Source organism: Pseudomonas sp. LBUM1674, assembly GCF_059695635.1.
The window spans coordinates 2,454,204-2,466,124 of the sequence record NZ_CP166779.1; the positions used below are offsets into that span (position 1 = coordinate 2,454,204).

The window sequence follows — 11,921 nt, forward strand, 5'->3', positions numbered from 1 at the left end:
TCAGGAATCCTGAGCGCGCCGAGGCACTGCCGGCCCCGCGACCTGGGCCGGCGGCGACGACTGAATCAAGCTATCCAGCGCCTTGCGGTAGGTCTGCCCACCCCGGCTCATGCTGTTGTTGTGCGAGGCACCGGGCACCAGCAACAGACGCTTGGGTTCCAGGGCGGCATTGAATAGTTGCTCGCTGAAGCGCGGCGGCACGTAGCGGTCGTCCAGCCCGTGGACCACCAGCAGCGGCATGTTGATCTCGGCGATCTTGTCGATGGAATCGAATTTCTGCGACAGCAGCCAGCGCACCGGCAGGGAAGTATTGGCCATCGCCGTGGCGACGTCGGCCAGAGAAGTGAAAGTAGACTCGATGATCAGCCCGCGAGCCGGCACCGGGGTCTGCTCTTTTGCAGCTGCCTGGCCCAACTCGGCCGCCAGGTCGATGGCCACGGCGCCGCCGAGAGAATGACCGTAGATCAGCCGTTTGTTCGCGTCCGGTTGCAGGAGCTTGAAGCGTTCCCAGGCAATCCGCGCATCTTCGTACACCGTGGTTTCCGACGGCAGGTCGCCGTGACTCTGGCCGAAACCGCGGTAGTCGATGGCCAGCACCGAGTAACCCAGTGCCTGCAGTTGCTGGATGCGAAACAATTGCCCGGTGAGGTTCCAGCGTACGCCATGCAGATAGAGGATCGCCGGCGCATTCGCCCGTTCCGCCGGCCACCACCAGCCATGGATACTTTGCCCGGCCTTGAAGCTTTTGGGCTGCAGCTCGAACTCCTCGACACTGCTCGGCAACCCGCTGTACCAACTGGCATTCCCCGGTTCGATGCGGAACAACAACTCCCGCTCCTTATGCTCCAGCACCGCGCAACCCACCGGCAGGCCGACGAGCAGCGCGGCCATGCATAGCAGCGGCAGCCAGCGTTGGCGTAGACGAGCGAGGAGGGAAGCGGGCATCGGGCGGTCCCCGGTAAAAAAAATGAAGTTCGGGTTTTAGCAGAAGTGTGCTCAGCGCGGGAAAAATTTCGACAGCCGTTCACCCGACCCCTTGTGGGAGCGAGCCTGCTCGCGAATGCGGTATGACATTAAGCATTGATGTCAGCTGACACACCGCTTTCGCGAGCAGGCTCGCTCCCACAAGGGGAGTAGCGCCGGTCAGGACTGCCTGTATCAATCCGCCCGCAACACAATCTTGCCAATGTGCTCGCCCGCTTCCATCCGGGCATGCGCCTGCACGGCCTGCTCCAATGGAAAGACCTTGTCGATCATCGGCAGGCACCGCCCGGCGGTAAGGACGGGCCAGACGTACTCGCGCAACTGCTCGGCAATCGAGGCTTTTTCTTCGCGGGTACGCGCGCGCATCAAGGAACCGGTGATCGTCGCGCGTTTGCCCAGGATCGCCATCAGGTCGACCTCATTGGCCTTGGCGCCGCCGAGAAAGCCCAGCATCACCAGTCGACCGTCCATGCCCAGCGCCGCGAGATTCGGGTTCAGGTACGAGCCGCCCATGATGTCGAGGATCACATTGACGCCTTTGCCGGCGGTTTTCTCCTGGATGACCTGGACGAAATCCTGCTCCCGATAGTTGATCGCCTCGGCCCCCAGCTTGCGGATCGCCGCACACTTTTCTTCACTGCCCGCCGTGGCGAAGGCCTTGATCCCGAATTCGCGACACAGCATCAGCGCGGTGGTGCCGATGCCGCTGGTGCCGCCATGAATCAAGGCGCGCTGGCCCTTGCTGGCGCCACCGAGGTCGAACAGGTTGGCCCACACGGTAAAGAACGTTTCCGGGATCGCCGCGGCTTGCAACCAGTCCATGCCTTGGGGAATCGGCAGCGCCTGACTGGCCGGGGCGACGCAATATTGCGCATAACCGCCGCCATTGGTCAGCGCACACACGCTATCGCCGAGGATGAATTCATTGACGCCCTGGCCGATCGCCACGACTTCACCGGCTACTTCCAGCCCGGGAATCGGGCTCATGCCGGGTTTCATCGGGTACTTGCCGGCGCGCTGGATCACGTCGGGGCGGTTGACGCCGGCGGCGTGGACGCGGATCAGTATCTCGCCGGCCGCTACGGTGGGGATGGGTACCTGGCGTGGTTGCAGGACTTCGGGGCCGCCGGGTTGGGTGATTTCAATCTGGGTCATGGTTTGGGGCAACGTCATGTCGTATACCTGTCTGGAAGGTGATCTGTAGATGGGATCACCTGAATGTACAAATCATTCAGTTCGTTACACCGATCAATGTGGGAGCGGCACAGGGCTCCAGTCGCTGGCCGGTACAGCAACCGCATACCCAATTCCAACAACAGCGCCACAACAATAGCCCCCGCCGCAATGACAAACATCACTGCATGCTGCCCGCCGCTGGCGTTGAACAACGCCGAATAGGCAAACCCTGCGATGGCCTGGAACGTGGCGAATGAGACCGTGGCGCGGCTCCAGGCGATCTGCTGCTGATGATGGTTCGGGATCAGTTCATTGCGGCATACGGCCAGGGTGCGTGTGGTCATCGATGAAATTGTCGCGGTGTTTCCGGGGACGGGTGAGTAACGTTTAAAAGATCGCAGCAGCTCCTACCGGGGAGATTGGTGTTCCCTGTAGGAGCTGTCGAGTGAAACGAGGCTGCGATCTTAAAATCTTATGGCATTTCCGGCAGTTCCTGCGGGCGCAGGTCGAACACCAACACCTCTGCATCCACACCCTTGCCCAAGCTCAGCACCCGTTCATCGCGAACCCGTACACCATCACCTTCCTGCAACGGCACACCATTAAGTTCGACACTACCGCGAGCAACATGCACATAAGCATAGCGATTCGCACCCAGTTCCAGGCTGGCGCTTTCCTTGCCATCGATCAGCGCGGCATACACCCGCGCATCCTGGCGCACCGTCAGCGAACCCTCTGTCCCTTCAGGGGAAATGATCAGTTGCAGACGCCCGCGTTTCTTCTGCGTGCTGAAGTGTTCCTGCTGATAACGCGGTTTGGCGCCGCTGACTTCCGGCACGATCCAGATTTGCAGGAAATGCACCGGCCGGGCCGCCGAGTGGTTGTACTCGCTGTGGGCGACGCCGCTACCGGCGCTCATCAGTTGCACATCGCCGGGGCGGATCACCGAACCGGTACCCAGGGTGTCCTTGTGTTCCAGGGCGCCTTCGAGCACATAGGAGAAAATCTCCATGTCGCGGTGCGGGTGCTGGCCAAACCCTTTACCGGCCGCCACGCGGTCATCGTTGATCACCAGCAGGTCGGAAAATCCCTGCTCTTTCGGGTTGCGGTAGTTGGCGAAGGAAAAGGTATGGTAGGACTTCAACCAACCGTGATTGGCGGCGCCGCGATCAGAAGCTTTGCGTAGGGTCAGCATGATGAAGTTCTCCTGTGGGGACGTTGCTTCGTCCGAGTGAGGAGAAGGTTAATGGTTACTGGTGGATGCAATAAGTAGGTGAAAATTGAAATACTGTCTCGTACAGGTTGACAGTTATAGACGGCTTTTCAAGTATGCTTGTTCGATGTCTCGCGTGGTCATAACCCTTAAGCGGGACGCTTACCTGTGGGAGCGGGCTTACCCGCGAAGGCGTCGGCACATTCAACATGACCGGTGACTGACACACCGCTTTCGCGGGCAAGCCCGCTCCCACAGGGGGCGGTGTTTATTCAGTATTATTTTTTTACCTCAGTGATTTTGATCCCATGAAAACCGTGGCAATGGTGCTGTTCCCCGACTTTCTCCTGCTCGACATGGCCGGGCCCATGGAAGTGTTTTCCATCGCCAACCGTTATCTGCCGAAGGCCGAGCGCTATGAGCTGTCGACCATCGGTACCGAACACGGTGCGCTGCGGGCCTCCAACGGCGTCAGCGTCCAGGCCGACCGGCACATCGATCAGGCAAGTGAAGCCTATGACTTATTGCTGGTGCCCGGCGGTCCCGGTGCCTATAACGAAAAACATCCGCCGTTGCTCGGCTGGCTGCAAGGCGCTGTCAGCCGCGCAGGCCGTTATGGTTCGATCTGCACCGGCGCCTTCGTGCTGGGCCATGCCGGTCTGCTCGACGGCTACCGCGTCACCACCCACTGGCACTACACCGAACGGCTGATCAAGGGTTTTCCCAAGGCGACGGTGGAGACCGACCAGATCTACGTGTTGGACCGCAACCTCATCACGTCCGGCGGTGTCACTGCCGGCATCGACCTGGCACTGGCGGTGGTCGCCGAAGACCATGGCAAGAAAGTCGCCCAGGACGTGGCCAAGGTGTTGCTGGTGGTGATGAAACGCCAGGGCGGGCAGGCGCAATTCAGCCCGTTGACGGCCGCCGTCGCCCCCCAGGAAACGCCGGTGACCCGCGTGCAGAACTATATGCTCGAGCATCTCGATGAAACCTTCAGCATCGAGCGTATGGCCGGCTTGGCCACCATGAGCCCACGCCATTTCGCCAGGGTCTTTGCCCGGGAAGTGAACATGACGCCCATGGAGTTTTTGCAAAGTGCGCGAATCGATTGCGCGCGGAACCTGCTGGAAACCAGCGACCTGCCACTCAAGACCGTGGCCTTCAAAAGTGGTTTCGGCAGCGTGCGGCACATGCGTTTCCTGTTCAGTGAAAAGCTCGGCCTGACCCCGACCCAGTACCGCGAACAGTTCAGCTAGAGCGCTCTTGTCCGTTGTGCGCACCCTGATGGCCGCGGCGCTCCCACCGTGGTGGTTGTACCGTCACCGAGGCCTGCCAAGATAGCGCTGAACCCTTTGAGATGGAGATGCGGGAGCCTGGATGGCGTGTGCGATGGAGCGTTGCTGCACTGTGCGCCGGTCAGGTTTCAGCACGAGAACGTGCATGAACAGCCTCAGAGATTTGAACAGCGAAGCGCTGCTGCGATTCGGCCCCTATGTGTTTCACCTGCGCCAACGACTGATCCTGCAGGGTGATCGACCGCTACGCATGGGTGGACGGGCCCTGGATATTTTGCAGGTGCTGGTGGAGCGTGCCGGCACAGTGGTCAGCAAGGACGAACTGATCGCTCGGGTCTGGCCGACGTCGGTGGTCGAGGAAATCAACCTGCGGGTGCACATTGCCGCGTTGCGCCGGGCGTTGGCCGACGGCCAGGACGGGCAGCGCTATATCGTCAATATTCCGCAACGCGGCTATAGCTTTATCGCCCCGGTGCAGCACGAGCCGGAAGCTGCGCCGGTTTCGATCGAGACGCTGCAGAAAACCCCGCACAACCTGCCCGCGCGGCTCTCGCCGGTGACCGGTCGGGACTCGATTGTCGGCAGCCTGGTGCGGCAGTTGCCGGTTCGTCGGTTGATGACCCTGGTCGGTCCCGCCGGCATCGGCAAGACCACCGTGGCATTGCGCGTGGCTGAGTTGCTGTTGCAGCACTACCAGGATGGCGTCTGGCTGATCGATCTGGCGGTGATCGATGACCCGGCACAAGTGGTCGATCATCTGACGCGTGCGCTCGAACTGGACATTGGCACCAGCCTTGAAGTGTTGGCGCAACGGCATACGTTGCTGCTGCTCGATAACTGCGAACACCTGCTCGAACCCTGCCGGACTTTGGTCGAGGACTTGCTGATGGCAGCGCCCCGGTTGTCGATCCTGGTGACCAGTCGCGAACCGTTGCAGGCACCGGGGGAAACGGTGCAGCGTTTGCCGCCCCTGGTGGTGCCGCCGGCTTCAGCGTTGCACAGCGTGGCCGAGGCCATGAGCTATTCGGCGGTGCAGTTGTTCGTCAGCCGTGCCCGCACCCGTCAGCAAGGCTTTGTCCTACGCGAACAGGACCTCCAGGTCGTAAGGGAAATCTGTCGGCGGCTCGATGGTTTGCCCCTGGCCATCGAACTGGCGGCAGCGCAAATCGACGCGTTGGCGTTGGTCGGTTTGCAAGCCCAGCTCGACAATTGTTTTCAGTTGCTGACCCAGGGCCGGCGCACGGCGGTCCCACGGCATCAAACCCTGAAAGCGGCGCTGGACTGGAGTTACGAACAGCTGGGTCCGCTGGAGCAGACCGTATTGCAGCGCCTGGCAGTATTCAAAATGGCCTTTACCCTGGAAGCGGCAATCGGCGTGATCGGTTGCGCGCAGTTGCTGCCCGGCCGCCTGGCCGAAGTGATCGAACGCCTGGCGCTCAAATCCTTGCTGTCGCGGGAGCAGGGCAACGGCGTGACCCGTTACCGTTTCCTCAACACCACTCGCAGCTACGCCCTGGAGAAACTCGAACACGAGGGGGGCTTGCGTGCCTTCGAAATGCGCTACGCCCGCTACATCAGCCGGGCGCGCTGGGCCTCAAGCGGCCAGGTGACGCTGCAGCTGGTCGAGTAACCGTCGGACTTTCATCAGGTCCGGCGTGGTAAAGCCTTCGGTGAACCGCTGGTAGATCGGCGCCAGCAGCTCATGGGCTTGCCCATAACGGCCCTGACGCAGCCAAAGCTGTGCCAGCGAGGTGGCGCAACGCAGTTGCCAGGCCAGGGCACCCTGGGTTTTTGCCACGTTGAGTGCCCTGATCAATAGCGCCTCGGCCGCTGCGGTTTTCAGCGGGCAGTCTTTGCTCAGTAGCGCTTGCGCCCTGGCTCGCAGGATCTCCGCCGTGCTCCAGCCTGCGGCGCCGGTATCGGCCCGGTGCAGCAAGGCGTCATCGACGAAACCACTGTCCAGCGTGACCATGATGTCCTTGATCAGCCCGCTGCCCGGTTGTGGCAGCGGCCGCGCGTCGGCTTGGTCGATCACCTGCGCATAGTGGCGGGCCCAGGTATAGAACAACAGCACCGAATGTTTCCGGGCTTGCTCCAGCAGCAGGCGCAACAGTTCGCGGGCGGTACGGGTCTCGCCGTTGTAGTGGGCGATCAGGCAGCCGGCCAGCGCCAGGGTGTAGCAGATGGACGTGCCGTGGTCGATCTGGATCGCGATATCCAGCGCCTGGCGGGCGGTGCGCCAGGCCTGTTCCGGTTGGCCCTGCAACCAGAGAATGCGCGCCAGGATGGTCAGGGCGGCAACGCTCTGGTCGTATTGCACGCCGAAACCGTGGGTAAAGCGGTTGAGGTGCCCGCTCTGGGCCATGCGCTGCAGGACCTGTTCGGCATTCACCCGTGCCGCTGACTGATCGCCGGCGAAGTGCAGGGCCAGCACCCGCAAGCGCTGCGCGCTCAGGGACAACAGCGCATCGCCCTGCAGCCCCAGTCGGTCGAATTGTCGGCTTTGCTCCAGCGCCGTTTGATAGTTGGCGCAACCGAGGTTGACCGCCATGTGCCCGGACACCGCTCGCAGTTGACCGTCCAGGTCGTTGCACGATTTGGCCAGCGCCCGGGCGTTGACGAAGGCTTCGACCGTTTCCGCCGTACCGCCCTGGGTGTGGTAGCACGAACTGCCAAGGGCCAGCTTGAGGGTCATTTTCAATTGCGCGCAGGGCTCGGGCGCTGCGTCGAGCAAGGCCAGAGCCTTGCGCACATAGGCCCCGTGTTCCTTGAGCAGCGACAGTTCCTGCCACAGCGGCGTGGACGTCGCGGCCAGATGGATCGCCAAGGTCTGCGGTCCTTGGGCAGTCAGGCCCCAGTCGAGTGCCGAGCGAATGTCTTCCAGGCTGCGGGCATAGCGCTCGATCCATAGCCTGGTCCTGACCAGCTCCCAGTCGTGCCGGGCCTGACGCATCAGGGTCAGACAATGTTCGGCATGGCGTTTCCGGGTGCCCTGCAAATCGGCGACCTGGTCGAGTTTTTCCAGGGCATAGCTGCGGGTGGTGTCGAGCAGACGGTAGAACACTTCTTCATCGCCCACTTCCACGTTGAGCAGCGATTTGGCCACCAGTTGCGTGATCGAGCCAAATACCGCGCGGGGTTCGATGTGTTCGCCGACAATCACCGCCGCTGCCGACTCCAGGGTGAAGCCACCCCTGAACATCCCCAGTCGACGCAGGCAGGTCTGCTCGCACGGGCTGAGCAGTTCGAAGCTCCAGTCCAGCGTGGCGCGCAGGGTTTGATGGCGCCCCGGCGCTGAATGACCGCCTTGGGTGAGCAGGCGAAAACTGCCTTGCAGTTGCTCCAGCAGGCCACTCAGGCCCTGGCTGCCCACCTGCGCCGCCGCCAGTTCGATGGCCAGCGGAATGCCGTCCAGACGACGGCAGATTTCAATTGCCAGCGGCAACTCGTCATCGGTCAGTTCGAAGCTGTCATGGCTGGCCATCGCCCGCTCGACGAACAACTGCAGCGCGGAAAAACCCAGGGCCTGGGCGCGGTCGGCGATGGGGGGAGGGCAGTCCAGCGAGTCCAGGCGCTGGACGTATTCGCCTTCGGCCCGCAGGCTCTCGCGGCTGGTGGCCAGAATATGCACCTGGGGTGCGCCGCGCAGGATGCTTTCGCTCATCACCGCGATCGCATCGATCAGGTGTTCACAGTTGTCGATCACCAGCAACATCTGCCGCTCGCGCAGGCACGCCGCGAGGCCGCTCACGGGTTCGGCATCGTGCAGTGACAGGTCAAGCAGTGTCGCCAGGTGGTGGGTGATCATCGACGGGTCGTTGATCGGTGCCAGGTCCAGCAGGCGGATGCCGTCCCGGTAGCGCCCGATCAGCTGTTCGGCGACGCGCAAAGCCACGGTGGTCTTGCCGATGCCGCCTGGGCCGACCAGGGTGATGAAGCGCTGGCGCGCCAGTTGCAGCACCAGACTGTCGACCAGTGACTGGCGACCGATCGGGCGGGTTCGGCGCACGGGCAGGTTGTGCCCGCTCGGTGGGAGGGCTTCGCTCGCGGGATGTGGCTCGACCTGTTCCAGGGAATAGGGCGCGACAAAACTGTAGCCACGCTGGACGACGGTGACGATGTAGCGCTGGCCGGCCTGACCGTCGCCGAGGGCTTTGCGCAGTGCAGCCATGTGCACACGCAGGTTGATATCTTCCACTATGCTTTTTGGCCAGACCCGGGCGATCAGCGCTTGTTTGCTGACCACATTCCCGGCGTGTTCCAGCAGGATCAATAGAATGTCCAGGGCTCGCCGGCCCAGGCGCAGTGGCTGGTCGGCCTCCATCACCAGGCGTTGGCCAGGATAAATCCGGTAGGGGCCGAAATGGATGGCTTGTTCGGGGGAAAGGGGCAACGGGTCACTCCGCGGAAATTAACAACGATTAACTCGTACTGCGTCAGGTCTGCGCCCAAAACTCTCTTATAAGGACTGTAGCGTCAAGAGCATGCCGAAGACCGAGTGGCGCGACTGGCAGAACGCATGAGTCACTCACCGATTGCTATCCCACCCGACACTCGCAAAGGAGACATCGCCATGAGTACTTTCACCACCCGCGACGGCACCGAGATTTATTACAAGGACTGGGGCACCGGCCAACCCATCGTCTTCAGCCACGGTTGGCCGTTGAATGCCGACAGCTGGGAATCGCAGATGATCTTCCTGGCCTCCAAAGGCTATCGAGTGATCGCCCACGACCGCCGTGGCCATGGCCGCTCCAGCCAGCCGTGGTCCAGCAATGACATGGACACCTACGCCGACGACCTGGCGCAGTTGATCGAGCTGCTGGACCTGAAGGATGCGGTGCTGTTCGGTTTCTCCACCGGTGGCGGTGAAGTGGCGCGCTATATCGGTCGCCACGGCACTGGCCGCGTGGCCAAGGCCGGGCTGATTTCCTCGGTACCACCGCTGATGCTCAAGACCGAAGCCAACCCCGGCGGCCTGCCGATCGAAGTGTTTGACGGCATCCGCCAGGCGTCCCTGGCCGACCGTTCGCAGCTGTACATCGACCTTGCCAGCGGGCCGTTCTTCGGTTTCAACAAACCGGAGGCCAAGCCGTCCCAGGGCATGATCGACTGGTTCTGGCTGCAAGGCATGACGTCTGGCCACAAGAACGCCTATGACTGCATCAAGGCGTTCTCCGAAACCGACTTCACCGAAGACCTGAAAAAATTCGATGTGCCGACCCTGGTGGTACATGGCGATGCGGACCAGGTGGTGCCGATCGAAGCGGCGGGCATGGCTTCGGCAAAATTGGTGAAAGGTTCGCAGCTGTTGGTCTACCCCGGTGCGCCCCATGGCTTGACTGATACCCACAAGGATCAGCTCAACGCTGATCTGCTGGCGTTCCTCAAGGGTTGATGCACCCGGCGCGGCAAGCGCAAAAGATCGCAGGTTGCGCCAGCTCCTACAGGGGTATGTGGACACCCGTAGGAGCTGGCGAAGGCTGCGATCTTTTGCTTTCATGGCCGCGCAGGGTCTGACAGCGCCAGGCAAACGGATTGATACCCTCGCTGCGGGTGAAGATGTGGCAGAAATGCGCCTGATCGCAGAAACCGCATTCCAGGCTGATTTGCGTCAGCGTCAGGTCGGTGTTCTGGATCAGCTGCTTGGCCCGTGCAATGCGTTGATGACGAATCCAGTCCTGGGGTGAAAGCCCGGTGCTGCACTTGAACGCGCGGGAAAAGTGGCTGCGCGAGAGCGCGCAGGCCTGTGCCAGTTCGGTGACTTCCAGCGTTTCACCGAGGCGTTCGAGGATCAGCCGCTTGACCAGGCTCTCGCGCCACGGGGTCAGGCCACCGGTGTTTTTCTTCGTTTCAGTGACTGCCGCGCGAGCGGCGTTTTGCTGAAAGTGAGCCATGGCGAATGTCCGTGTCGGTGGCAATCATTCTTGGTGGCGGGGGCTCTGGCAGGCGAGTTAAACGTTGTTAATTCTTCGTTTGCAGCGGGCAGTCTCGATTAAAGTCAGACACAATCGCCACCCTCGTGCCTGGCCGAAAACACAAGGGAACCGTGCCTATGAACCGTAACGATCTGCGCCGCGTCGACATGAACCTGCTGGTGATTTTCGAGGCCTTGATGTTCGAAAAGAACCTGACCCGGGTGGCGGAAAAGCTGTTCATGGGGCAACCGGCGGTGAGTGCGGCGTTGGGGCGGTTGCGGGATTTGTTCGATGATCCGTTGTTGCTGCGTAACGGTCGCGCGATGGAGCCGACGGCGCGGGCACTGGCGATTCTCAAGGAGTTGCAGCCGGCGATGGATACTATTTCCGGTGCGGTGAGCCGGGCCAAGGAGTTTGATCCGGCGACCAGTTGCGATGTGTTTCGCATCGGGCTTTCGGACGATGCCGAGTTCGGCTTGTTTCCGCCGTTATTGACGCAACTGCGGGAGGAGGCGCCCGGGATCATTGTTGTGGTGCGTCGGGCCAACTACCTGTTGATGCCGGCGTTGCTGGCGTCCGGGGAGATTTCGGTGGGGGTCAGTTACACCACGGATCTGCCGGCCAATGCCAAGCGCAAGAAGCTGCGGGACATTCCTTGCAAAGTGCTGCGTGGTGATAAGCGAGCGGGGACGCTGACGCTGGATGAGTATTGTGAACGGCCGCATGCGATGGTGTCGTTTTCTGGCGATTTGAGCGGCAACATTGATCTTGATCTGGCGAAGATCGGGCGTAGTCGGCGTGTGGTGTTGGGGGTGCCGCAGTTCAGTGGTCTGCGGGCGTTGCTGGCCGGGACCGAGATGATTGCGACGGTGCCGGATTATGCTGCGTGTGCGTTGGTTGAGGGGTGTGCGTTGCGCGCCGAGGAACCGCCGTTTCCGATAGAGGCGGCGCAGCTGTCGATGGCGTGGAGCGGGGTGCATGATAATGATCCGGCGGAGAAGTGGTTGCGGTCGCGGATAAGCCAGTTTATGTCAGAGCCGCTGAATGTCCCGTTGGCGACCTCGTAGCCGACCAAGCTCCTGCTGATAGTGTACATACCCATTTCTGCGGCCTGACAACCGACCTGATTTCCCGGATGTACCCCGACCCTTGTAGGAGCTGGCTTGTCGGATCGCCGCACCTCAGCGAAGACGGCCTCAAGCCTTGCATCGCCCATGAAAACGCCTTCGCCAGCAAGCCGGCTCCTACCGGGATCTGCGGTGGGTCGTAGTTCCAGCTCAACCTGAAAAAAGAGCACGTACATCCAATTTTCCTCGCTTCCACCCCGGCACT

At 61.7% G+C, this 11,921-nt stretch carries 9 protein-coding genes and 1 pseudogene; 4 read left to right on the forward strand and 6 right to left on the reverse strand.

The annotated features are described in order from the left end of the window. From ACA067_RS11445 to ACA067_RS11460, 4 genes and pseudogenes are all read right to left on the reverse strand, one after another. Window positions 1–945 carry an alpha/beta hydrolase gene (locus tag ACA067_RS11445; protein WP_497461851.1) on the reverse strand — a complete coding sequence of 315 codons (945 nt, stop codon included), beginning with the start codon at window positions 943–945 and terminating at the stop codon, window positions 1–3. Window positions 946–1,158: 213 nt separating this feature from the next. Beyond that, window positions 1,159–2,157: an NAD(P)H-quinone oxidoreductase gene (locus tag ACA067_RS11450; RefSeq protein ID WP_497461852.1), complete on the reverse strand. Its 999-nt coding sequence runs from the start codon at window positions 2,155–2,157 to the stop codon at window positions 1,159–1,161. Further along, window positions 2,154–2,489 (reverse strand): annotated as a pseudogene (locus ACA067_RS11455) (YbfB/YjiJ family MFS transporter); the annotation flags it as partial. The gene ACA067_RS11450 and the pseudogene ACA067_RS11455, both read right to left, overlap by 4 nt. Before the next feature lie 143 nt (window positions 2,490–2,632). Then, on the reverse strand, window positions 2,633–3,355 hold the full coding sequence (locus ACA067_RS11460) for a pirin family protein (protein WP_497461853.1): 723 nt from the start codon (window positions 3,353–3,355) through the stop codon (window positions 2,633–2,635). A gap of 326 nt (window positions 3,356–3,681) precedes the next feature. Here ACA067_RS11460 and ACA067_RS11465 point away from each other — a divergent pair, with 326 nt between their 5' ends. Both ACA067_RS11465 and ACA067_RS11470 read left to right on the forward strand, forming a co-directional pair. Continuing rightward, window positions 3,682–4,632 carry a GlxA family transcriptional regulator gene (locus ACA067_RS11465; RefSeq protein WP_497461854.1) on the forward strand — a complete coding sequence of 317 codons (951 nt, stop codon included), beginning with the start codon at window positions 3,682–3,684 and terminating at the stop codon, window positions 4,630–4,632. 184 nt (window positions 4,633–4,816) lie between these two features. Beyond that, entirely contained in the window at window positions 4,817–6,301 is a 1,485-nt protein-coding gene (locus tag ACA067_RS11470) for an ATP-binding protein (RefSeq protein WP_497461855.1), read from the forward strand. On the opposite strand, the gene ACA067_RS11475 is transcribed toward ACA067_RS11470, so the two are convergent. After that, window positions 6,266–9,064, reverse strand: a complete 2,799-nt coding sequence (locus ACA067_RS11475) for an ATP-binding protein (protein WP_497461856.1) — start codon at window positions 9,062–9,064, stop codon at window positions 6,266–6,268. The genes ACA067_RS11470 and ACA067_RS11475 overlap by 36 nt on opposite strands. A gap of 180 nt (window positions 9,065–9,244) precedes the next feature. On the opposite strand from ACA067_RS11475, the gene ACA067_RS11480 reads away from it, so the two are divergent. Further along, on the forward strand, window positions 9,245–10,069 hold the full coding sequence (locus ACA067_RS11480) for an alpha/beta fold hydrolase (RefSeq protein WP_497461857.1): 825 nt from the start codon (window positions 9,245–9,247) through the stop codon (window positions 10,067–10,069). 46 nt (window positions 10,070–10,115) lie between these two features. On the opposite strand, the gene ACA067_RS11485 is transcribed toward ACA067_RS11480, so the two are convergent. Continuing rightward, complete coding sequence (locus tag ACA067_RS11485) at window positions 10,116–10,568, reverse strand: helix-turn-helix domain-containing protein (protein WP_497461858.1); 453 nt, start codon at window positions 10,566–10,568, stop codon at window positions 10,116–10,118. Window positions 10,569–10,726: 158 nt separating this feature from the next. Here ACA067_RS11485 and ACA067_RS11490 point away from each other — a divergent pair, with 158 nt between their 5' ends. After that, complete coding sequence (locus ACA067_RS11490) at window positions 10,727–11,656, forward strand: LysR family transcriptional regulator (RefSeq protein ID WP_497461859.1); 930 nt, start codon at window positions 10,727–10,729, stop codon at window positions 11,654–11,656. Window positions 11,657–11,921: the final 265 nt, after the last annotated feature.